This is a genomic window from Alteromonas sp. G4i35, assembly GCF_054960375.1.
Genome location: NZ_JBHNZD010000008.1, coordinates 30,971 through 53,930, shown reverse-complemented (window position 1 = coordinate 53,930; position 22,960 = coordinate 30,971). Strand labels below are relative to the sequence as shown.

The window sequence follows — 22,960 nt, the reverse complement described above, 5'->3', positions numbered from 1 at the left end:
GACTTCCTTATGTTCCGCTGTAAACAATTCACCGTAGCACAGGACAAATGCGCGATGAAAGTGAACACCGACAGTCTGATTTTAGGAAGTTGGGCACAGTTTCGCGCAAACCTCAGCCATGCCCCACGTATCTTGGATATCGGCACCGGCAGTGGCATTTTAGCGTTGATGATGGCCCAAAAAGCAGTGCACTTTTGCAATCCGAACGGTGAAGAGCAGAATGTTCAAAGCAGTTCAATTGACATCAGCTCGTTCGATAATGGCGCAGCCAGAATTGACGCGATAGAAATAGATGAGCAAGCCGCAGCGCAGGCCGCTACCAACTTTAAAAATGCAAAATGGGCCAAACAGCTGTTTATTTACTGCTGTGATGTAACTGGCTACACCTCCCCCCACTTGTATGACCTAGTGATTTCTAATCCACCTTACTTTGACACGCCAGCTACACTTTCAAATGCGTACAGTAAGCAAAGCCAATCTCGCTCGGTGGCAAGGCAAACGTCTGCATTGGGCCCAGATGAACTTTTTAGTGCAAGCAGCAAGTTTTTAATAGAACAAGGACAAATGTACTGTGTGTACCCAGCGTCGATGGAAGCCTCGGTTATCGAAACGGCTGAAGGTTATGGCCTATCGCTGGCAGATATTCTTTATGTAAAGCATACATCTAACAAATCGCCTTATCTTTGCGCGTTCCACTTTAAAAAAGTAATGGAGGGCGCAAGTGATAATTTTAAAAACGTTACTGCACATCGGGAATGGCCGAGCTTAATAGCGAAAAATGCAATCAAAAATGAGCTGATAATTAGGGATCAAAGGGGCGAATATACCAGTGAATACAAAGCCCTTTGTCAGCCTTTCTACCTTAAATTTTAATGAGCTTATATTAATGAACATAGTTGCAGAAGGCTTTGGCGCAATAGCCGTTGTTTTAAATTTTATTGGGTATCGCCAAACTAACGTAGACAAGTATTTGCTTATTTCTGCGTTTGCCTTAAGTGCACTTAGCGTGCATTTTTTTATGCTAGATGCCATGGCCGCAGGCATTGGAACACTGCTTGCCAGCGTTCGTAACTTTATTGCCATTAAACATAGAAGCAATGCCATTTTATTTTTCTTTGTTGCCGTGAATCTAGGCTTCCTCGCTTATGAGTGGTTTGTGCTAGAGCACAGCTGGATAATCTTCATTGCCTATGCGTCTTCACTTATTTTTACAGTGGGATCTTTGGTAATCCGCAATACGCACACTATTAGAAAGGTTTTTCTTGTTGCTGAAACTTTGGGGCTGTTATATGCCATTTCCGTGGGCAGTATTTTTGGAACGGTATTCAATGTAAGTAACTTGATCAGTATTTTAAGTAAGCTGCGCAAGCCCTAACGCTTTAGCAATAAAACTCACCTTATCAATTAGTCTAATTTGCCCACTTTAATCCCGTTTAGTCGGGCTGCTTTTCTGCGACTTACGCTACCTGCTATATGGCTTTTCATATAGTCTGCACACCCCTGTAGGCCTTGCCCTACATGACTTATACCAAAGTTCAATGAGCTAAAGTTCAATATCAATTTGCGTATGTAAGCGTATCATTATTAATCAGTAAGTATGGTTTCAGCAATTTTTCCTCTGAATGTACGGAAGTAGACTCAGTGTGTAGTAATGAGGGGAGTGTGCGCAGTGAAATTAGTAGATAACTCACAACAATTTGACCAATCACCTACGCTTGAACAATCGTTTCAGAGCGCTATTAATGAAGGCGCTGCGGTAAACGTGTTTGAGCTTGCTCAACAGTTTAAAAATACCAACCCTGCTTTTAAAAAACCTCAACTTGTTGAAGAACGCACGAGTTTAGAGACAGAGCAGCTGTGGAAGAAGCGTCTTTCGATGCTGCTAGATGCAGAAAATAAACTTATGAAAGTTATACGTTTTCGCAAAATTACTGGTATATTTACCGTTGCAAGTATGGCTATGTTTTTATTTTCCCTGTACATAGCGCCAACAATGTCACCAGTATTGTTCTATGGCCTTATTGTTGTGGCTGCATTTGGAATGGCAACGTATCCGGCGTGGTTGTTAGCGTCTAAAAGCAATAAAAAGCAGAGAGATGACATTTCTCGTTTGTTCTATAAAAGTAATCACGAGATTGAAATGTCGGACGGTAAAATTACGTTAATTAACAGGGCGAACTATGCAAGTGTAACGCAAATACACGTACTGGATCGCAAACTTGGACTATTCGCAAACTCGTAGGCAACACTACACCTCTCAGTTCATTATTGTTCTGTTAGTAGCATCCTTTATTCTTGGGGTGCTACTGCTGGCACCCATGGATGCATTGGGCCAGCTTCTCTCTTCAATCGTTATCCTCATTGCAATATCCTTGTGCAGCAAAGAAGCGCGGCACACGCAAAAATACCAGCATTTATTCCGCATTTTAGCTCTGGTGCTAGCCATTGCGCTTAGCGTCAGGTATTTGCTGTGGCGTGGTATTTACACGCTAACCTACTCAGATTTTCTTTCAATGATTGCCGTCTGGCTATTATTTGGCGCTGAAATTTATGCGGGGATCACTTCAGTGTTAGGGGCGATCGTTAACGCGTTTCCGCTCAGTCGACCGCTTTTGTCCCTGGAAGGGGTAGATAAATCAACTCTGCCCAGTGTAGACGTCATGATCCCGAGTTATAACGAAGATGAAGGGATATTAGAAGTTACTATCCGCGCTGCAAAAATGCTCGATTACCCTAAAGAAAAGCTTCGTATTCATTTGCTTGACGATGGCGGAACCGACCAGAAAATTAACGCTGAAAACCCTGTGTCAGCGGCCACTGCAAAACAGCGGCGACAAGATTTGCAAGCACTGTGCAAACGCTTGGATATTACCTATCACACTCGAGCAAAAAATGAGTTTGCCAAGGCGGGTAATGTGAACAGTGCAATACAAAATACCACGGGTGATTTGATTGTTATCTTGGATGCTGATCATGTTCCTACTTCGGATTTTCTTGATAGAACCGTGCCGTGGATGCTTAAAAACGAGAAGGTCTTTCTCGTTCAAACTCCTCATTTTATGGCTAACCCAGATCCTGTTGAGCGTAACTACTTCTCTGCGTTTACTCGCATGCCTTCAGAAAACGACATGTTTTACGGCACTATACAGAAAGGCTTAGACTACTGGGGGAGTTCCTTCTTCTGTGGATCAGCCGCATTGATGAGAAGAAAGCACCTCGATTTGGTTGGGGGTATTTCTGGCGACTCTATCACTGAAGATGCAGAAACCGCGTTAGATCTTCACAAAATGGGCTACGAGTCTGTATATGTGGACAGACCTATGGTAAGCGGCCTTGCGCCAGAAACTTTTGATGCGTTTATTCAGCAGCGTATGCGCTGGGCACAAGGCATGACGCAAATTTTACTACTCAAAAAGCCTTTTAAAGCGCAAGGACTAAAATGGTATCAGCGAGTGGGCTACATGAGTTCAATCATGTTTTGGCTGTTCCCGTTTGCTCGCATCATCTTTTTGCTTATGCCACTGGCGTATTTGGTCTTTGGGCTTCAGGTTTACCATGCATCGATGCTGGAAATTTTTGCCTTCACCCTGCCTCACGTTATTGCCACTTACATGATATCCACCATGCTCTTTGGGCGAACCCGATGGCCCTTAGTGTCAGAGTTATATGAAATACTACAGTGCGCATTTACGCTAAATGCATTAATCAAGGTTTTCTTAAAGCCGCGGGCACCTTCATTTGTTGTGACGCCAAAAGGAGAGAGTCTTGACAGAACCTTTGTATCGCCACTATCGAGCGTGTTTTACTGGCTAATATTGGTAATCACATTCGCATTAGGGAGCGGTGTCTATAAGTTCATAACAGAGCCTCTTACACGCGAACTTACTGTGGTGGTCATGTTGTGGAATGTATTTAATTTGATTCTATTGTTGTCTGTTCTTAGTGTGTTATTAGAGCGGAAACAGGTGCGTAGTCAGGCACGCCTACCAGCTACCAACAGTGTCGTTATTAAGACTACAAGCGATGAAGCATGGGTTGGAGATTTGGTCGATCTTTCGCTAGGTGGAGCTCGGTTACGCTTGAAAGGTGAGGGAGCGTTAGTACCTGAAAATGCCACGCTCACATCGTGGAGTCACGCACTGAATAAGAACGTTCATTTGCCAATTAGCGTTCTGCATTACGACAATAGGTCAAAAATTCTTCGAGTACGCTTTATGCCTCAAACCGAAGAACAAGAAAACGAAGTCGTCGCCTATTCACTGTGTGATAGTCTGCGCTGGATGTCGTTTCAACGAAGAAGAACAAGGGCTATCTCATACTGGTTCGGCGCAAAACATGTGTTGAAAGTTGGGTTAAAGCCTGTTTTATTGCATATGCTTGTATTAATGGGGAAATTCGCCGGGAAATTAGGTTTGCTTGCTAAACCGGCAAAGGAAAATCAATGATAAAAAAATTTCTTATGTTCATCATATGTTTGTGCATGCCTTTTACCCTAGCGGCGCAAACTGACACGTATCGATTAACCGACTTTTTTGGCGGTGAAAGTACCGTGCGCTTACAGGGAAAATCTGCCTCCCTCGATATTCCAATTCCCCTTAGTTCAGTAACTGATGTGGACAGCGCGCTACTTACATTAGAAGTGGTCAGCTCGCAGGCGTTAATCAAAAAACGTTCTCAGCTGTATGTGAGATTCAATAATGCGACTATTGGACAGATTGCGTTCGACCCAGACAGACCTTCTCTTGTATCTGAAATTGCGATCCCTACTTCATTGTGGCGAGCCGGGTTTAACTCTCTGACACTAGCGGTAAGTCAGCACTATGCCGAGCAATGTGTTGACGGCAGTGCGCCTGAATTGTGGAGCGAAATTAATGCATACAACTCAACGCTAAAAATTGCGACGTCGGTGAATGAAAAGCGCTTCACGTTAGATGAGCTGAGCGGATTCTTTAATCCAGGAATTGGCGGACAGCGAAACGTTCAGCTTTACACGGCGCGAGAAGCTGATGATCAAATTAAATATCAGACACTTCCCATTGTTGCTCAAGCACTGTCTCTTAGGAATCAATATCAGCCGCTTATTATCGAGCATCACAGCTTTGATGATGGTTACGTTTTGCCCCAGCTAGAAGACACAGAAAATAGTTTTTGGAACGACCAAAATGTTGCTCGCTACGAGCGTTCTGCATGGTATCTCAAAGCCAAGCAAAAGCAGCCTGTTCATGTTCTAGTTGGTACAGTCGACGCATTATCACCTGTGTTATCTGACGAAGTGATTAACGACATTGATGGCGCGTTTCTAAAAGCACAGCGCACACCAGCGTTCGTTAAGGACAGCAACGTGATTGTACCGGCTAGCTACCGCCTTATTGTCAGCGGTACTACGCAAGAAGAAGTACTTGAGGCAGCGAAAGCCTTGGCGGTAATGGACGATGCGATTAACCCTATTTCACAAGTCACCGTACTTTCACAGTCACAAATGCAGGCGGAAACGCTGCAGCGTCATCGCATTCTGAACCCTGACAATCACTACACATTCCAAGACTTTGGTGTGGCGACCACTCAGTTTAGGGATGAGGGGAACTTCACCAAACGGGTGTCATTCAGATTGCCTGCAGATTTTTATGTACCTGAAAACGCGAGCGTTAGCTTGCTCTTAGATTTTGGATATGGCGCAGGTTTTGGGCCAGGTTCGGTTATGAATGTAAGCGTGAATGACGAACTTGTACACGGTTTGTCTCTTAATAATATTAACGGACAATCCTACCGAGACTATCAGTTAAGAATACCTGCACGGTTCTTCAAAGGCGGGACGAATAATTTAGACTTTGCGGTAACCATGAGAGCGCCGTTAGCAGGTGTGCCTTGTGATGATATTCCTGGTTCCCACCTCGTGTTCCAGCTTGATGATTCTTCGGCAATAAAGCTACCTGATGCAGGAAACGTGGCAGTTCAACCTAATCTCGTCTTGCTTTCAGAAACGGCTTACCCGTTTGCGCGCTTTAAGTCAGCACCATCGTCAACCATTGCTATTCCGTCAGATGACTATTTAGATACAGCGTTAACTCTTTCAGCGAAATTAGCGCAAGTTGCCCAAGTGCCTTTATTGAACGTGAAAATAGCAACTGGAAACGACATTACAACCGAAGGTTCTGTGATTGTTCTAGGTACCCCTGAAAGCTTAACGAATATTGAGCAGTCTGAATTCAGTACGGCCATTGAGGCAACGAAACGCTGGTCTTATCGGTTACAGAACAATCTGTACAATCGCGTAAGAAACCTGACTGACGATCAGTCTTTCAAAGAAATGCGCATAGACGGTCATACCGTTCAAGAAAGTGACTTAGGTGAGCAAGCAGTACTTACTGCACAGGCACACCCTGTTTCATCACAAACCGATACCTTGTTCATTGTTGCAGCGCAGACGCCGGAACTTCTTCAAGCTAGAGTCGAGGATCTGGTTAGTTTGTCGATGTGGGGGAAGATGGCAGGGGATTTCTTCGCATGGAAAGATGGTCTTTCGCCATCACTCATCATGCAGGTAAGCGATAAATATGAAGTGGGTGAAGCCGACGACAGCTGGCTACATTTACGACTATGGCTGTCTAACAACCCGTGGTATTGGTTAATAGGCTTTATATTGGTTGTATTTGTTGTAAGCCTACTTATTTACCTGTTGCTTAAACGCAGAAATAAACAAGTGCAAGACTCATGGTAAAGCTGCATTACGCAACAAAAGCGACGCTAGTGATAGGTTTTTTGTTCCTGTTGGCGTCGTGCTCTACCAAGGAAGATAGCGAATTCAAGTCTCAGTACATAGCGTATAAGGCATTGTTTGTTGACGGCGGGCGCGTGGTAGACACAGGAAATGATGATGTGTCTCACAGCGAAGGGCAAGGATACGGTATGCTCTTTGCCGTCGCCGCTAACGACAAAGACACCTTTGATGCATTATGGCATTGGACCCAACGTACGCTCATGCGCGAAGACGGGCTATTTAGCTGGCGCTACCGACCTTGTGTGGATAATTCATCTTCTTGTATCGATGACCCTAATAATGCCTCTGATGGTGAGATTCTTATTGCGTGGGCATTATTGCGTGCAAGTGAAAAGTGGGGGGTTGGTAAGTATGAGGAGGACGCCAGGAATATTGTACGTGCTGTAGAGCAGAAACTTCTGGTGGTGAATAATAACAGTGTAGTGCTCTTGCCAGGGGAATACGGATTTGCATCTGACCAAACAGGAAATAGCAGCCTTCAGCTAAATCTGTCCTATTGGGTTTTTCCCGCCATAACTGACCTGTCTTCGCTGTCGGATACTCCGTCACGTTGGGAAAGCCTGTTCGAGTCGGGCTTGATCTTGCTGTCGAATATGCAGTTTTCTACCTACCAATTGCCCAGTGATTGGGTGCGTTTCACCCCTAATAGGGCTGAGTCCGATAACAGTAAAATTGGTGCGTTAAGTTTAGATAATGTGATATCGCCTGAGTTTGGTTTTAATGCGATCCGTATACCGCTTCAGCTAGCATGGTCCCCACGTTTTCGCCAAAACGCTAGATTAACTGAGAAGCTACTTTCTCCCTACTATGCATGGTGGGCGATAACGCCTACGCCAGCTACCATCAACCTGTTAAACGAGGAAACAGCTGAGTACGAAATGTCTAAGGGAATGCGATCAGTGCAGATGGCGGTAAACAGCTTGATGAAATCAGAAGAAAAGCAAAGGCCAGAGTGGCCTGAGATCAATCGAAACATGGATTATTATTCGGCAAGTTTAACGCTGCTTTCTATGCTAGCAGTTTTGGATAACGCATCGTGAAAACTCGGTTTACTCGCACGTCTTTGTATCTGGCACTAGGCGCACTCTCCACGTCTTTTTTGTCGATGCAGGCTTTGGGGCAAGCTAAAACAACGTACAAAGAAAAAGATCTGGGTATACTACCGGCACAGCAGGAGCAGCCAGATTTAACTGGGCTTTGGTACCATATTAATGAGCGACAGGTTCAACAAGCTAACGAGGAATTCACGCGCTTAAAAGCTCGTTACCCTGCGTGGCAGGTACCACAAGAAGTTGAAACCGAACTAAACAGAATAAACGGCCGCTTAAAAGGTACTAACAAGCCTGTAGTGTCAGAGCCAAGAGAATCGCTTCAGGCTTTAAAAAAGCAGCCTAATAAGCCCGCTTCTAAAGCCCTCCCGCTCGAACAATTTGCTCAGTTAACGCCGAAAGCCAGAGCAAATACGCCGAAGCAAAAAGTAGAAACGCTTATTGCATTGAGCAATCAAATTAAGCGTACTGATTTTTACTTGCTTATGGGGTGGACCGCCATTGATAAAGGCATGTTAGAAATGGCAACGCAGCAGTTCTCTCAGGCCCAACAATCGGCAGTTCGTGATATCGATAAACAATCCGCTCAACAAGGCCTTAACAGTGTCACTGGTATTAAGCTACAGCAGGCATTGTCTTTGCGCGATACGACAACGCTGGAGCAATTTCTCAAATCTGATAATAGCGGCTACGTGAAAGAAGTGCTGCAGGGCGCGGCATGGCAACAATACGACTTGAAAAATTACGACTTTGCCGACGCGCTATTTAGTTTGGTGAACGATAATGAAGGCAGGTATTTGTCACTTAGCGCGCAAAGCAGCGACACGGCCAAGCAAAGCGCGTTCGACCTAGCATGTAGTGTCAATACTGAGGTTTTCATTCGACGCTGTGCTGATGGTCTGGCTAGCCGACAGGCTCAGTTTTACGATACACGGCGCTACAAGCAAAGTATTGAGTCAGGCGAAGCACTCGCCCGTTTGAGACCGTTAAGTGTAGATGAGCAAGCACTAATTGGGTGGGCTGCTAAAGAGACACAAGACACCACAACCGCCACAGCAGCGTTCGAGCGAGTGCTCGAGAAGACGCCAACCGATGCGGTTATTGCCAATGAATTGGTTACAATTAATCAAGACGACGAAGCCACACTGAACCGATTGGCGCTGAGATACAGTGCGGTAAAAAGCATATTGCAAGAACGCACCACACGTAACGCCTGGCCCAGAAAACAGTTTTGGTTAGCCTATCAAAATCGCGATGCGCGGGGAGTTACAGCACAAACTAAAGGTGGCCTAAGTGCAGTCTACGGTATTAATACTCGCAGTCGAAGCGGAAGTGAGGGGCTCGGTAATTTCGATGTTCTGTCGCAATATATTGGTATTGGCAGCGGTTATGAAAACTGGCTGTGGCAAGTATCACTCGACTATAAGCAATTCTACAGCGGTCGCCCTCAAGTTGGAGACTGGTTTGGTAACGACCAATTGAGTGGAGCATTTTCGGGAATAAGCGGCTTTGAAGATAAGGGGCTTCGCGCCGAAGCGCATTATCAGGCACCTGATTTCAATTTTTACGCTAACCTTGAATATGCCATGTTCGATCAACCCGTTGGCGCTAAAGTAACGGGGCAGATATCTGCAACCAAATTTCTTACCAGTACAACGGTAGCTGCAACCTTATTTAGAAAGGCAAAAGAAGACAGCTTATTAAGCCAAACCGGAACCTTCAATGCTGATCATGCGAAACCTTGGGGCTACGTGATAGAAAGTGGCATAAGAGGGTTAGTAGCGCATGCAGTGGCCGACAACTGGTCTGTTGCAGGTACTGCTCAGGTTAGTCGCTTAGAAGGCGAGCAGGTTGCCGATAATAGCGCGTTCTCTCTACGGGGGGATGTAAGTTACGATATTGCTACCATGATATCTCCAAAGCTTGATTATTGGCGTGTAGGGCCGTTCTTAAGCTATACAAGTTACGATAATAACTTAAGCGGCTTTACGGTTGGCAATGGTGGCTACTTTAGCCCCAGTCAGTTTGTCAGCATCGGGGGCTATTCAGAGCTGTTAACGCTTGAGGCGCTAAACTGGCAAGTTAAACTTCGAAGTTCACTTGCGCTTTCACGTGTTGAACAAGACGATGATCTGCGCTTTCCGATTGGAGGTGCATTTCCAACGGCAGACGAGAACGCGACCCTTGGTGAAAGCTCAGATACGGGTTTAAGCGGAAATTTTATGGCTGAAGGTCAGTATCGAATCAATCACAACTGGATTGTGGCTGGGTATATAGGAAAAGCATTTGCGGTTGAGTACCAAGCATTTGAAGCGGGTATTCAGATAAGGTGGCGAGAAGGGCGAGGTGCTGGTGTAACAAGCGATGAACTGTTGCTGTCTTCGCCAAGATTAAGCGGCTTTGCACTATAAAGCCGCTTTTGCCTGAAGATTCACTCTCTTTTTAAAGCGTTAATTCGCTTTTCTACGTCTAGCTAGCATGAAACATCCAGCGCCAAATAAAAGAGCAATTGATGCAGGTTCACTTACGTTGATAGCGCCGAACTGATAGTTATTTACTTGGCCTGTTGGCGCATTGTAGGTTTCGCCGTCGTCATTAATCAGTTGCACCAACGGAGTGACCAATCTATTAGCAATGACATTACCGTCTACATGACCATTGTAGAAACTTAGCTCTGCATATGGCGCCAGTACACTACCTTTAACACCCACACTATGTAGTGTAAGAAAATCAGCATCAACAAAGTTAAACAAGATGTTGTTGGTATAAAGGCCATCATGACGCTGACCTACATTGTTGTCATTGTCTCTGTACTGGCCATTTTCTCTGAAATATTCATTTTCCTGCGTAAAGGCCGTATTAAAGAAGCCAGTGTTAAATAACTCAACTGATTCACCGTACACATTGATGATGTTGTAGCTGGTGGTTGAGAAATCGTAAACAATGCCTTTATCAGCAGCGCTGAACCAACTAGCGTCAATATTGTAGATATTGATATCATCAGAGCCAGAGAAGGTAATGGTATTTAATACATCCTTGCTAGCGTCGGTACAAGCAACCGCTTGATCCGAATCGTTAGCGTCAGTGCACGACAATGTTGTTGTGCCATTCACCGACATTGACGCAAACTCCTGAGACTGCGCTGTTACTTCGGCAGCAATAGCATTAAAGTCGATATTGTTAACGTTAGCCTTACTCACGCTGCCCTGTTCAACAGATGTTGCTGTCGAACCATTGATAGCGGTGTAATTGTTAACGTCGTTAAGCGTTACGGTACCGTTAACTTCGCTGCTATCAAGTTCAACGCTAGACTCAGCAAATACGTTTCCGTTTTCAACTTGGGAGCCATATAAAGTAGGGTTACTCACACTGTCGTAAACACTATTAGGCCCACCAAGTTTCACAGTATTGGCGTGCACATCACCTGATACAACATTTGAGTTACCTAGTTTGACATCACCTTTGGATGAGATACCGCCAGACTTCACCGTAGAATTAATGAGATTTACAGTCTGCTGAGCGTTAACCGCTTTATCGAATGTGAGTTCAGAGCCAAACACCATACCTGACACGGTAGTTGAACCACCGTGAACATCACCGCGCGTGAAATGAAGGTTACCGCCTACGGCAAGAGCAGACTCAGACATATCTGGCGATAGCAGTAAGCCGACATTGAAATCGGATACGTTCATTTCGCCACCGACAGCTAGTCTTCCTTCAACATCGGAAGATTGGCCGGTAAAGCTATCGAAGATGAATGCGTTGTATTCAAACGCTTCACTTAATTCAATTTTGGCGGCAGACACTTGTGGTGCTGACATAACCGCTGCAAGTACAGCAGTATAGAGTATTTTTTTGTGCATAATGGCTCCAGTGACATCAGAGTCTGGAACCGAGTTTCAACATGGATTTTCCAGACACACCGAATGGTACGATCTGAACAAAATTCATGCGATAGCACAAGAGATACTTTGGTATAAGGTCTTATACGAAAAAAGCCACCCGAAGGTGGCTTTCTTTAATTTGCGTGGTCAGAAAGGCGTTTTAGCTGCTCTTTTTAACCAAAACAGATACTTTATCAATACCTGCAATTTTAACTTGGTTCATAACTTCTACCACAGTACCGTGCTCACTGTCTTCGTGAGCCTGGATAGCAGCTGAATCCGTGTTGTTTTCCGCTAGGTATGTTTGCGTGTTTGCAACCACACGACGAATATCAACTTCGCGGCCGCCCATCATAATTGTGCCATCAGCATCAATACGGATAGAAAGCGCTTTTGAAGGCTTATCGTTTTTCGCTTGATTATCTTCAGGACGGTTTACGTCCAAACCTTTCTCTTTCACGAACGAGGTCGTTACGATGAAGAAAATCAACATGATGAACACGATGTCCAACATGGGGGTCATATCAATCTGAGCCTCGTCTTCAGCCGAGGTATGCTTCTTTCTTTTCATCTCGTCTTCTTTCTTCTGTTACGTTCGAGCGCTTTAGTATACTGCTTGTTACAAAAATATACAGGGTTTTGTACAAAAACAGTGTGCTCATTAACACTTGTTGTTGAAAAAATACTCAGTTTCACAGTAATAAAACAACAAACTAGGTTTGTTTATGTGAAATAGCGACACCTAATTGGTAAAAATACAACATCAATGCCTGATTGAGTGATGTACGCAAGTTACCATGAGGATAAATGCCAAGTCTAGCTTCCGTTGATTTTTTTGTCCCCTGCACCAAAAATGCGTTTTTGATCTCGTGATCTTGAATACAGGCTTCAAATGCGCGGGCAGCCATCTCCTGAGGCATAGCATAATAATACATTTTTAACGCGCGATCAGCTTCTACGGATCGCACAAAGTACTCATTTGGTCTTTTTTGATCATTTAGGAACAATAGCGAGAAACAATCGCTCAATTTTTGATTCAACGGATGAGGATTCATCGGGGCATTGTCGAGCCAGGCCTGTGTGGCAAAGCTACCGGCAGCAATACCGTCGAACATGCGCGGCGCAATATAATGATCGAAAGCGTGAAACCATTCGTGGGCTAGCGCTCCGGCTCCTGCATTTTTTGCTAGCGCAAGCTGTCTTTTCGCACTGTTGTAGTGGGCACTGCTGTGTTTTTGACCGCCACTGCCAAAAGCCAGTGACAGGGATCCGTTTAACGATAACACCTGTTCATTGATATTTAAGATCGCGACCAGATCGTAAAGCGCATCGAAAAAGAGGTTAGCAGCGATCTGTTGTTCTTCTGCTGTTACCCATCTACCCACAGTGATCGTAGCGAAATTAAACAGTTTGCGAATATCTTGAAATGAAACATCAGCGCCGTCCCTGTGGCTTGGGCCGTTGCGATAAAACTGCTGATGAATACGGCCTTTACTTTCCAACACTGACATCCGAAATTTATAGGCGTTAAGCCATCGAGACCAATAACTGTTCGCACCATGCTTCGATGCGCGCGTCTGTTTTGTCGTATTGGTTTTCATCGTCAAGAGACAGGCCAACAAACTGAGTTTTGTCTTCGGTTAACGCTTTTGAGGCGGTAAACTCGTATCCTTCGTTTGGCCAATAACCCACGATCTTACAGCCTGATGGCAATATTGCATCGTGAAGCATGCCTAGTGCATCTTGAAACCATTCACCGTAACCAAGTTGATCGCCAAGTCCGAATAAGGCGATGGTTTTCCCTGATAAATCCAAACCGTGCACTTCTTCCCAATGAGACTCCCAATCTTCCTGCAGCTCGCCAAAGTCCCACGTTGAAATACCAAAAATGATAATGTCGTATTCGGCCGTGCGCGTTAGGTTAACGTCTTTAATGTTGTGAAGGTCAACAATATCTTCGTCGAAAAGGCTATTGAGCTGCGCTTGGATTTTTTCTGCTGCCATTTCGGTATAGCAAGTTGTTGAGCCGTAAAATAATCCGATGGACAGTGCGCTCTCACTCATTAGATACCTCTTTTGAACTAATCGTCTTTAGAAGCTGGGAATTCTACCTCTTTACCGTTGTTCAACAAAGCTTTGCACTGAACATCGGTGTTTTTCTGTGAAATTTTTAATACACCAATGGCGCAACCGTTGAATAATTCGCCATAGCCCAAACTTGGCTCTCTCGCTTTTACTGACATATTTCGACGTCTTGTGAAAAGGTTTAGAGGCGATTTAGAGCGATAAAGCACGCGGTTTAATCTATCTAGCCATTTGATCAATCCATCCGGAAAGGCGTTTTTTAATCCACTGCAGGTGAACTGGGTGATGTGAGGACTGTTGCGCCTAAAGCGCAGGCGTACATCGTATACAAAGGAATAGTGCACATCGCCAGATAGAATGATGAAATCGGGGGGCGTTTTGTAATGCCTGAATATGTTTAATATAACGTTCGCGGTGCCTTTGTGGGCCATCCAGTTCTCCGCATCAACAGTAAGCGCCTTGCCAAAAAACGTAAACACCTTTTGAATGGCTTCGATAACCTTTACACCATAAATGGGAGCGGCAGAGACGACGATGACAGATTTTTTGCCAATTATAGAATGCTGAAAATCACACAGTGCTTCCCAGTCCATTAGCCCCGAGGGCTTATTCATATTAGATTCACTGCGCCAACGCTGCGTGCGGGTGTCTAAAACCTCAATAGGTGGTGTGGTATCTAAACGGTAATGCCACTGATCAAAATCCAAAAGATCATCAATAATTTCATCGTGCGAGTTTAAACCGCTTTCTCCCATTGATTCTTGTACTTTAGCAATTAATGGCGCTACTTTTTTTGGAGCATTTCCCCAGCCTTGGCAAAGCAAGTAGCCGATAAGCGCATTGCCGATCATGCGTTTTGATAGAGGGTTTCCATAGACTTCTTGTTCCCAGCCCCGGGTTAAGTTCCAATCGTCGGTAACATCGTGATCGTCAAAAATCATATAGGTAGGAATGTGTGCCAGGGCCCTACGTACCTGCGGTAGCTGTTTTACAAAGCCGTTAAGCGCCTCGTGTTCTTTGTCGAAAATAGCGTGGTATTTTGGGGGGATCCCATCTTTATCTATATTGATATCAGCCCAAAGCGTGTCGGACCACACCAGTAAATACATAGCGATGATCTCCGCACTGCCAATCAAATGGTTTTGCGCGTTTACTGATGTGAATACCGGTTTTTTCTTAGCACCAAAGAATATTGAAGACAGTACCGTATTGGTCGCAATTTGTGGCAGAAGCTGCTCTCGTTCGTAATACCCATGTTCATGTGTGGCAAGTTCATTAGTGTTGGTTACTACTGCCCCTTCCAGTGCTTCATGATAAAGACCTAAACGGTCAATCACGCTGTGTATGGCTTTAAGCATAGGACCTGCGACATCATCAGCGTAAATTTGATCGCCCGTCATCAACAGGAGATCGGGAAAATCATTTTGCTTTTTGAACGCATTTTTATGGAGTACATCTACTTGTGCTAGGGCATCATCACTGTGAAAGTGAGGCTTACGGCATGAGCCGTGCAATATGGTCTCGGGAGTCTCGGTGTAGTGGAAACATAAGGAAGACTGCCCATCGTAAAGAAGCCCGCGTTGTTCAACTTCCCATGAAGCCTGCTGAGCATCGTCGCTAAAAGATAGCGAGTAACCTATCCGCGCAGTATCTTCGAAGGGCTCTGACGAAGTGAAAGAGAGCAAGTGTATAAATGCGTACTTACCTACGCGTATGGTTTCGCGTTGACAATTGCCGCTGACGACGACTTCATTTGCAGATAGATTTAGCGCAGGTGAATCGGCGTTACTGGTTACTACCCAAATATGACATTCTGTAGATGTCACCCTTCTTACTATTGGACCTGCAATAACTTGGGGCAAGTGCTGCGTAGAAATGACGCTCTCCTTTAATTTTCGTCAATATTAATACACGTAAGTGTGTTAACTAAATATGCTGCACATTAATTGAAAACATGATGACAGCACGACTATTTAACGTTGCCAAATCATATATGTACTCAGCAAACCTGATGTCTATCGCATAACCTTACTCTTTTTTGTGAATAAACGGTATGCTCGATATACTCCCTTACAATTTTTTCAGTTTTACCTTTTGCTCTCGTCTTAATAAACGGAGAGAGGACTTCACACTATGCTAAAATATTTCACCAGTGCTGTGCTAACCACTTTACTGATAAGCGCCTGTAGCGAGCCGAAAGACGTTGTTATTACTCCTGAACCTCAAGACTTAACAGAAGTCACTGTGGGTAAATGGATCCTTGATGAAAAAGGCAACGTTATGTTTGATCCTCAAACCTCAGGGTTAGTGGTGCTAGACGGTCAACTTGTCACTATCGCAGATGCTAGCGCTGATACCACTCAACAGTTGAAACTTCATAGCATTTCACCAGATACCGCAACGCTGAGCGCATCGAGCGAACGCTTTTCATTTTCCAACACCGTGCGCCGAAGCTGTTTTTATAGCTATTTGAGTGAGCAGCCTGATTTAGAAGCGCTAGCCGTAGACCCCAGAGATACTAACGTAATTTATACGGTTACCGAAGATGCTACCCGTACCGGCGCATTAAGCCCTCGCTGTGAATCCAAATACGAGGAAACAGGGTCAACAGATTACCCTACCTTGTTGGTAAAATTGACACGAAAAGATAATGGCTCGGTTGAAATGTCGGATGTGCGACCTCTTCAGTTTCCTAACGATTTTGAAGTAGGTAATTTTCCTAACGACGGCATTGAAGGGTTGACGATGGCTGAAGACGGCACGTTATATCTGGCGCTAGAGAAAGATAAAGCAGGACAGCCAAGAATTTTTACATTGGCTGTTGATGAAGACTTTTTCTCGTCGAATGATTTTGCCACAGTGAGCGAGCCTAACCTTCAACTTCCTTCGTTTACTTCAGGTAATCACCCTATCAATGGACTGGCGTTATATACTCATTCAACGGGCGCATCCTATTTGTTTGGCGCAGCAAGAAACGACAATGAACTGTGGGTAATTGATGTGAGTGGCAGTAAGCCAACAAAGCGTATCCCTATTACTTTCGACGTTGCCGGCGATCAGAGTTGCGAACAGTACACAATGGATAATTCGTCGATGGAAGGATTAGTGACCATTGAAAATACCTTGTGGATCATTAACGATCCTTGGGAGAAAAACTACCTTAAAAACGCGACGTGTGAAGCGCATAAGAAGCGTTATGAAGACTTAGCGCCTTTATTATTTCCACTAGAAATTAACAGCGTTTGGTTTGAATAATAAGAAAACGAATAGATTGAAAAACAAAAGGGTTGCTTTTAAGCAACCCTTTTTATTGTTGGCTAACGCTATTAATATCGCTGTTTTATCTATGCGTCGCTGCGAAGTCGAGAAGCGAAGGTTTTTTTGAACTTCGCAAGTTTAGGCGCCACCACCATAGAGCAATATTGGTTTTGTGGATTATTTTTGAAGTAATCTTGGTGGTAGTCTTCTGCGTCGTAGTAGTTATTTACTGCTACTATTTCAGTCACTACGGGATCGGGCCAAATCTCTTCTTCTGTGATTTCTGCGATAATTTTTTCTGCTTCAGCTTTTTGTGTATCGTCGTGATAGAAAACCGCGCTGCGATACTGTGTGCCTACATCATTGCCCTGTCTGTTAAGCTGTGTAGGGTTATGCAGCGCAAAGAAAATTTCTAGTATCTCTCGGTAGCTAATGCTGTCGGCATCAAACGTCACTTGTACCACTTCAGCATGGCCAGTATTTCCTTTGCATACCTCTTCATAGGTTGGATCGGCCTTTTCGCCTCCAGCATAGCCAGAAATTGCTTTTTCCACGCCTTCAACGCTATTAAACGCTGATTCGATACACCAAAAGCATCCGCCTGCCAACGTGGCGACTTGTAAATTTGCCATAGTAAAAACCTCTCTTAATCTTTGTCTGTAGTGTGGGTGCGGGTAGGTCACAACACAAGTCATCCAAGCGTGTTTTTTTATCGTATAAACGAATATTAAATAAGAATAATGTGCGAGCTGAGTGAAAGGTTTTAACATGTGAGGCTAGCTGCTTTCTTTCAAGCAGTTTGCAACTGGTAAGAATGCGTATAAACGTGTTCAAAATTTGGCAGAGGTATTCAGTCGTGATTATTTTCTATGACGGGTATTGTCCGTTGTGTATCGCTGAAATGCGTCATTTAAGAAAAAGAGACAAGCACAACAAATTAACATTGGTAGATATTCAGGCCCCCGATTTTTCGAACCGTTATCCAACCATGGATTGGCATGCACTCAATGCAAGAATTCACGGACTTCGTGAAGACGGGACGTTGATAACTGGCCTTGATGTCACTCATGAAGCATGGAAAGCCGTGGGCATGGGTTGGCTATATGCACCGCTTCGCTGGCCTGTTATTCGTCATGTAGCCGATGCTTTCTACAATGTATTCGCAAAGCATAGATACACCATTTCATACCTGTTAACAGGTAAAAAACGCCAGTGCGATCGCTGCATACCAGGAGAAGCCAGTGAAAAATAACGTCCTTATAGTGGGCGCGTCGGGGGGTATTGCGTCTGCGCTTATTGAGCAATATAGCAGTGAAGGTGCTAGGGTGTTCGCGGTTAGTCGCGCCCCTATATCTGACACCAATCATTCTGGGGATGTTACCTATCATCAGCTGGCCGAACAGGACGATAGGCACATAAGCGAATTTGTTGAACAGCTGGCTGAACAGCAGATTGTGTTAACTACGGTAGTTATCACAACAGGCTTTCTACACCGCGAAAGCGATGGCATTCATCCTGAGAAACGTTTGGAAGATGTCAGCGAGCAGGCCTTAGCGGCTTATTTTTCGACTAACAGCATTATTCCCGCAATGTGGCTCAAGCATTTGGTGAATATTATGAGTAAAGAAGGCTCAACCCTTGTTTGCTTAAGCGCGAGAGTAGGGAGTATTTCAGATAATGGACTTGGCGGGTGGTACGGCTACCGCGCGTCGAAAGCGGCGCTCAACATGTTGGTTAAAACGGCGTCGGTAGAATACAAGCGCAGATTGAAAGACGTGATGCTTATTTGTTATCACCCTGGGACGGTTGATACGGGGCTTTCTAAGCCTTTTCAAAAGAACGTCGCCGCCAAGAAACTGTTCACGCCTGAGTTTACCGCTAAACAGCTCATTCACCACCTTTCGGCGCTTAATCGAGACCAAGCTTGTCATTTTATCGACTGGAATGGCGAAGTGGTAACTTGGTGATACGGTCTAACATCATTTCAGCAAGTCCAACATCAAGACTTTTTATTTCACTGCTGTTACCATGCTATTTTTGGGAATGGTGCAGCGTATTGATAAGCCCATAGAGGTAGCAATACAACGCGTTGACGCCACACGTGAGTCATAACAACAAACGCCATCCTGATAATAAATAATACCAGTTCGCTCGGCTTGATTCTTACGAATAGTAAGTACCGACAACCAGCATAAATTGTGAGCACACGACGTGTTTGTGCATCACAAGGCGTGATACGGCGAACTGCTATAACAATAACTCAACAAGAGGAAGGGATATGAGCGGGGCCAGAGAACAGTTCGGATCGCGCATAGGTTTTATTTTGGCTGCTGCAGGTTCTGCGGTAGGCATAGGTAATTTGGTAGGGTTTCCTGTCGGTGCAGCTAAAAATGGCGGTGGTGCATTTCTTTTAATGTACGCTATTTTCGTTTTTGCCATTTGTTTACCGGTAATGCTGGCGGAAATGTCAGTTGGTCGCCATGCTAAAAAAGACCCGCTTGGTGCATACAGTGATATAAGCGGTAATGAAAAGAAATGGAAAGTCGCGGGGTGGCTAGCTATTGCTACGCCGTTCATGATTGCCGTTTTCTACATGGTTATTACTGTGTGGCTTTTCGGCTATTTGTTCGAAGCAGTAAGCGGAAATCTAGACAAGTTAGCTAACCCAGAAACCTTTGGGCTGTTTATTAACTCAGAAGCCATCTTTGTATATATGGCGGCCGTTGTTGGTGTGGTCTACCTCATCCTTCAAGGCGGTGTAAAAGAAGGGATAGAAAAAGCGGCAAAGCTGCTCATGCCTGCGCTTTTCGTGATGCTAATCGGTCTCGTTATCTTCGTATTAACCCGCGAAAATGCGATGGCTGGCGTTGAGTTCTACATCGTTCCTGAGTTTTCAAAAATTACTGCTGAAGTGGTGAATGGTGCGCTATCGCAGGCCTTTTTCTCTCTATCGTTGGGCATGGGTATTCTTATAACCTATGGTAGCTACATTGATAAGCGTGCAGATGTACCGAGCGCTGCCAAGCTGGTGGCGTTAACGGATACAGCCGTGGCGTTCACTGCGGGTTTGATGATCCTTCCTGCCATCTTCTCTTTTAACCCAGACATTAACCCTGATGATTTAAGTGAATCGTCAGTGGGCATGATTTTTACTTACCTTCCTAGTATCTTTCTAGCGTTACAAGACTCGATTGGATATATGGGCGCATCGATTGTCGCTAGCTTGTTCTTCTTATTAGTGTTCTTTGCAGCAATTACGTCGCTAGTGTCTATTTTTGAAGTACCAGTTGCGGCGCTTATGGATGAAAAAGGTGTAAGCCGTAAATGGGCGCTTGGGTCGCTAGGAAGCATTATGATTTTGCTAGCCATCCTAAGTGCGTTGTCATTCGGTAAAGTTGATATGCTTACGTCGTTTATGCACTACGCTGGCGCAGATAAATCACTGTTTGATGTCATTTACGATGTGTTCTACGACACGATTTTGCCTTTAAACGGCTTGCTAATTTGTTTGTTTGTTATTTATCGTTGGAAGAGTGCAAACTTCAATGCTTCTTTGGAAGAGGGCAGCAGTGGTTACAAAGGTAGCTGGTTTGAAAAATACGTGGATATATCGCTGAAAACCTTTATTCCACTTATTTTACTCGTGATTTTTGTAAACACGGTAGCGGTAAAATACTTCGGGTTGAGCCTATTCGGATAGTCAGGTTTTACAAGAAATGACGTGAGCTAGCAGTGAGCTCAACTTAAAAACGGCAAGCCTAAAGCTTGCCGTTTTTGTTTGTGTCAGAGTATGTATTTTCACTAAGTGAAAGCCTAAAACATGCGATAGGGGTCGCTATACTCTGGTGTAATATTTAGCCTTGCCCAGCTTTGTGCGGCGTCAATCACTTTGCCAGCAGGTTCCGCTTCAGTATCAGAAAAGCGAGGAGCATCAATATCCATCGCCTTCGCTGCATCCACGTAATAAATACCGCGCTTAGGATGAGACAAGCTGCAAAGGTGAATAACATCGTTAAGCGGCTTGCCACAAATGATGGTCGTCAGCGCTGATACAATGTCGTACACATGTACAAGGTTTATTCGCTTATTTCCTGCATCTAACTGTTTTCCACTTAACGAGCGGGCGGGGTGACGGTCTGGGCCTACTAAACCGGCTAGGCGAACAATACTGATATCAACCTGACCTCGTTTAGACAATAAATAGTCTTCAATAGTCACGTGGGCTTTGGCCGAGGCTGTTTGCGGCTGTGTAGTGCTGACTTCGGACACTACCTCATTTGTTGCATCGCCGTAAACCGACGTGGTGCTGATAAACACGATATGCGCTACCTTTACGCTGATGGCTGCGTCTATCAACTGCTGCATATTGTTGGTGTATGACGCGAGATCTGTGTTTCTCCTGCCAGGGGGAATATTTAGCAACAAGGTAGCGTTTGGCAAATGGTTACAAAGCGCTGATGTATCTTCGCCCAGGGCATATTCAATTGCGGTGATACCTTGGTCTTGTAACGCGAGACGTTTCTGTTGGCTTCGAGTGGTGCCAACAATATTGACCTTACCTGAAAGTGCGTTGCCCACATAGCTGGCTAACCAGCCGTAGCCACTAATTACTACATTTTGAGTCATCAATTAAATACCCCTTTGTTTAGGGCTTAAGAGTACATTAATTGAAGGGCGGTTGTCGTTAACTGTAAAAATGAAAAACCGACTGGGTTACAGTCGGTTTTCTAAGGTGAGTGGTTAGCGTTGCAAGTCGTTTCGTTTTGCGCGTTTAGTTCGCTAAATGTTCCAACTACATTTTCATTTCGTCGTTGTGGTCATGGTGGTTGCCTTGATCAATATCTAGCAGGTTCAAGTCATCTAGCCCCGATATGGATGCCTGCATTTTGCCTTCGGCATAATCTGCTTTCTTCAGTACCTTACACAATGCATCGCCTTTTTCTTCTAGCGCAGCCGCTTGGCTTTCTAAGCGATATTCTAAATCTTCACCCCAGCGCTCCATCTTTTGCTCAAACTCAGACATATCACCGCCTTCCCACAACATTTGTGTTCCTACCGCAATAAGTATTCTACCCATAGACTCACTGATTAAAGACTCAATTTGCGCTTCGAATTCTTGCTCCCAGCTTTCGTCAAACCAACCTGGCTCATCGAATTTAGTTGAATCAACGCGAATATTCCCTGCGTCATCATAGAATGAAGTGTTTAGTTTGGTTTCAAGTGAGTCGAACAGTTCACGAAAATCGTCACCCATTTGATCGCCGCCTAACAGTTCAGTAAATACTTCAGTTACTGCCACGTTGGCAATTTGCAGCCCTTCACTGGCGATATTCAAGGTCATAGGGATGGCGATATCAATGTTGTTGTAATATTCACTTACCCAGCGCTGTTGTTCGCTGTCAAGCGATACTGGTTCGCCGTTAATGGTCATATTGTGATGGGAGTCAATCGTCATCACTGAGCCATTGTCCATCTGTACCGTTAGATCACCTTGGTAATATTGAATATGACCATCAAGCTCCATGTCACAACTGTTGTTTTGAAAGCTGCTGTCATGCGCCAATGCGTGGCCGCTCATTAAAGTACTGGTAAGGGCAACTGAAAGTAATAGTTTCTTAGACATTGTTCATTCCTTAATTTACGTGTGACGCGTTAACGAAAGTGCTCGAAGCAAACTGCAATGCGTTGTAGTGTCACTGTCAGATAGACGCTAACGATACTCGCTGTTATACCTAAGGTAGAGCAATGGCCTTGCCAATATTTAAAGTCTATATCTTTCAAATGGTTAGTGATATTTGATGATTTCTTTATGCTCTGCTAAATACACTATTTAGTGAGATTACCAACTAATTAGTAGTTTTGACTAAGATCAATTAATACCAATAGCGGTACATTTAAGCCAATCC

19 protein-coding genes are annotated in these 22,960 nt (G+C 44.5%); 11 read left to right on the top strand and 8 right to left on the bottom strand.

Annotated elements, in window-relative coordinates:
* The first annotated feature begins 54 nt into the window (after nt 1-54).
* From ACFI6L_RS06410 to ACFI6L_RS06380, 7 genes are all read left to right on the top strand, one after another.
* Nucleotides 55-873 carry a tRNA1(Val) (adenine(37)-N6)-methyltransferase gene (locus ACFI6L_RS06410; protein WP_462557957.1) on the top strand — a complete coding sequence of 273 codons (819 nt, stop codon included), beginning with the start codon at nt 55-57 and terminating at the stop codon, nt 871-873.
* Nucleotides 874-886: 13 nt separating this feature from the next.
* Nucleotides 887-1,375, top strand: a complete 489-nt coding sequence (locus ACFI6L_RS06405; protein ID WP_014977436.1) for a YgjV family protein — start codon at nt 887-889, stop codon at nt 1,373-1,375.
* Nucleotides 1,376-1,669: 294 nt separating this feature from the next.
* The gene (locus ACFI6L_RS06400) at nt 1,670-2,242 is read left to right on the top strand and encodes a hypothetical protein (RefSeq protein WP_014950752.1); all 573 of its coding nucleotides are present in this window, start codon (nt 1,670-1,672) and stop codon (nt 2,240-2,242) included.
* Nucleotides 2,220-4,445: a UDP-forming cellulose synthase catalytic subunit gene (gene bcsA / locus ACFI6L_RS06395; RefSeq protein ID WP_014950751.1), complete on the top strand. Its 2,226-nt coding sequence runs from the start codon at nt 2,220-2,222 to the stop codon at nt 4,443-4,445. The genes ACFI6L_RS06400 and bcsA overlap by 23 nt, the downstream gene beginning before the upstream one ends.
* Entirely contained in the window at nt 4,442-6,718 is a 2,277-nt protein-coding gene (locus ACFI6L_RS06390; protein ID WP_462573615.1) for a cellulose biosynthesis cyclic di-GMP-binding regulatory protein BcsB, read from the top strand. The genes bcsA and ACFI6L_RS06390 overlap by 4 nt, the downstream gene beginning before the upstream one ends.
* The gene (locus ACFI6L_RS06385) at nt 6,712-7,818 is read left to right on the top strand and encodes a glycosyl hydrolase family 8 (RefSeq protein WP_435786962.1); all 1,107 of its coding nucleotides are present in this window, start codon (nt 6,712-6,714) and stop codon (nt 7,816-7,818) included. Before ACFI6L_RS06390 ends, ACFI6L_RS06385 begins: the two co-directional genes overlap by 7 nt.
* Nucleotides 7,815-10,238, top strand: coding sequence for a cellulose synthase subunit BcsC-related outer membrane protein (locus tag ACFI6L_RS06380; RefSeq protein WP_462573614.1), 2,424 nt, complete (start codon nt 7,815-7,817; stop codon nt 10,236-10,238). Before ACFI6L_RS06385 ends, ACFI6L_RS06380 begins: the two co-directional genes overlap by 4 nt.
* 39 nt (nt 10,239-10,277) lie before the next feature.
* Here the strand turns inward: ACFI6L_RS06380 and ACFI6L_RS06375 are convergent, their stop codons facing one another.
* The 5 genes from ACFI6L_RS06375 to ACFI6L_RS06355 form a co-directional block, all read right to left on the bottom strand.
* Nucleotides 10,278-11,690, bottom strand: coding sequence for a collagen-binding domain-containing protein (locus tag ACFI6L_RS06375; RefSeq protein ID WP_014950747.1), 1,413 nt, complete (start codon nt 11,688-11,690; stop codon nt 10,278-10,280).
* Between the two features lie 181 nt (nt 11,691-11,871).
* A complete protein-coding gene (locus tag ACFI6L_RS06370; RefSeq protein ID WP_014950746.1) occupies nt 11,872-12,282 on the bottom strand; it encodes an ExbD/TolR family protein in 411 nt (136 codons plus the stop codon).
* Between the two features lie 142 nt (nt 12,283-12,424).
* A complete protein-coding gene (locus tag ACFI6L_RS06365; RefSeq protein ID WP_014950745.1) occupies nt 12,425-13,213 on the bottom strand; it encodes a CLCA_X family protein in 789 nt (262 codons plus the stop codon).
* A gap of 25 nt (nt 13,214-13,238) precedes the next feature.
* A complete protein-coding gene (gene fldB / locus ACFI6L_RS06360; RefSeq protein ID WP_342326146.1) occupies nt 13,239-13,775 on the bottom strand; it encodes a flavodoxin FldB in 537 nt (178 codons plus the stop codon).
* Nucleotides 13,776-13,792: 17 nt separating this feature from the next.
* Nucleotides 13,793-15,658, bottom strand: a complete 1,866-nt coding sequence (locus tag ACFI6L_RS06355) for a metallophosphoesterase family protein (RefSeq protein ID WP_342326147.1) — start codon at nt 15,656-15,658, stop codon at nt 13,793-13,795.
* A gap of 271 nt (nt 15,659-15,929) precedes the next feature.
* On the opposite strand from ACFI6L_RS06355, the gene ACFI6L_RS06350 reads away from it, so the two are divergent.
* The gene (locus tag ACFI6L_RS06350; RefSeq protein WP_269351324.1) at nt 15,930-17,051 is read left to right on the top strand and encodes a hypothetical protein; all 1,122 of its coding nucleotides are present in this window, start codon (nt 15,930-15,932) and stop codon (nt 17,049-17,051) included.
* 89 nt (nt 17,052-17,140) lie between these two features.
* On the opposite strand, the gene msrA is transcribed toward ACFI6L_RS06350, so the two are convergent.
* On the bottom strand, nt 17,141-17,686 hold the full coding sequence (msrA, locus tag ACFI6L_RS06345) for a peptide-methionine (S)-S-oxide reductase MsrA (protein ID WP_014950741.1): 546 nt from the start codon (nt 17,684-17,686) through the stop codon (nt 17,141-17,143).
* Between the two features lie 224 nt (nt 17,687-17,910).
* Here msrA and ACFI6L_RS06340 point away from each other — a divergent pair, with 224 nt between their 5' ends.
* The 3 genes from ACFI6L_RS06340 (at nt 17,911) to ACFI6L_RS06330 (ending at nt 20,754) form a co-directional block, all read left to right on the top strand.
* A complete protein-coding gene (locus ACFI6L_RS06340; protein ID WP_014977428.1) occupies nt 17,911-18,306 on the top strand; it encodes a thiol-disulfide oxidoreductase DCC family protein in 396 nt (131 codons plus the stop codon).
* On the top strand, nt 18,296-19,021 hold the full coding sequence (locus tag ACFI6L_RS06335) for an SDR family NAD(P)-dependent oxidoreductase (RefSeq protein WP_462573613.1): 726 nt from the start codon (nt 18,296-18,298) through the stop codon (nt 19,019-19,021). Before ACFI6L_RS06340 ends, ACFI6L_RS06335 begins: the two co-directional genes overlap by 11 nt.
* Nucleotides 19,022-19,332: 311 nt before the next feature.
* On the top strand, nt 19,333-20,754 hold the full coding sequence (locus ACFI6L_RS06330) for a sodium-dependent transporter (protein WP_039216347.1): 1,422 nt from the start codon (nt 19,333-19,335) through the stop codon (nt 20,752-20,754).
* A gap of 113 nt (nt 20,755-20,867) precedes the next feature.
* Here the strand turns inward: ACFI6L_RS06330 and ACFI6L_RS06325 are convergent, their stop codons facing one another.
* Together ACFI6L_RS06325 and ACFI6L_RS06320 are read right to left on the bottom strand one after the other, a co-directional pair.
* A complete protein-coding gene (locus ACFI6L_RS06325) occupies nt 20,868-21,680 on the bottom strand; it encodes an NAD-dependent epimerase/dehydratase family protein (RefSeq protein WP_462573612.1) in 813 nt (270 codons plus the stop codon).
* A 166-nt stretch (nt 21,681-21,846) separates the two neighbouring features.
* Nucleotides 21,847-22,677, bottom strand: a complete 831-nt coding sequence (locus tag ACFI6L_RS06320) for a DUF2884 family protein (protein WP_342291218.1) — start codon at nt 22,675-22,677, stop codon at nt 21,847-21,849.
* Between the last annotated feature and the right edge of the window lie 283 nt (nt 22,678-22,960).

Excerpts from the sequence above, each read along its gene's own strand:
- msrA (WP_014950741.1), bottom strand. The coding sequence starts at position 17,686 with ATGGCAAATTTACAAGTCGCCACGTTGGCAGGCGGATGCTTTTGGTGT.
- ACFI6L_RS06390 (WP_462573615.1), top strand. The coding sequence starts at position 4,442 with ATGATAAAAAAATTTCTTATGTTCATCATATGTTTGTGCATGCCTTTT.
- ACFI6L_RS06325 (WP_462573612.1), bottom strand. The coding sequence starts at position 21,680 with ATGACTCAAAATGTAGTAATTAGTGGCTACGGCTGGTTAGCCAGCTAT.
- ACFI6L_RS06375 (WP_014950747.1), bottom strand. The coding sequence starts at position 11,690 with ATGCACAAAAAAATACTCTATACTGCTGTACTTGCAGCGGTTATGTCA.
- fldB (WP_342326146.1), bottom strand. The coding sequence starts at position 13,775 with ATGAGTGAGAGCGCACTGTCCATCGGATTATTTTACGGCTCAACAACT.
- ACFI6L_RS06320 (WP_342291218.1), bottom strand. The coding sequence starts at position 22,677 with ATGTCTAAGAAACTATTACTTTCAGTTGCCCTTACCAGTACTTTAATG.
- ACFI6L_RS06385 (WP_435786962.1), top strand. The coding sequence starts at position 6,712 with ATGGTAAAGCTGCATTACGCAACAAAAGCGACGCTAGTGATAGGTTTT.
- ACFI6L_RS06330 (WP_039216347.1), top strand. The coding sequence starts at position 19,333 with ATGAGCGGGGCCAGAGAACAGTTCGGATCGCGCATAGGTTTTATTTTG.
- ACFI6L_RS06410 (WP_462557957.1), top strand. The coding sequence starts at position 55 with ATGAAAGTGAACACCGACAGTCTGATTTTAGGAAGTTGGGCACAGTTT.
- ACFI6L_RS06370 (WP_014950746.1), bottom strand. The coding sequence starts at position 12,282 with ATGAAAAGAAAGAAGCATACCTCGGCTGAAGACGAGGCTCAGATTGAT.
- ACFI6L_RS06350 (WP_269351324.1), top strand. The coding sequence starts at position 15,930 with ATGCTAAAATATTTCACCAGTGCTGTGCTAACCACTTTACTGATAAGC.
- ACFI6L_RS06405 (WP_014977436.1), top strand. The coding sequence starts at position 887 with ATGAACATAGTTGCAGAAGGCTTTGGCGCAATAGCCGTTGTTTTAAAT.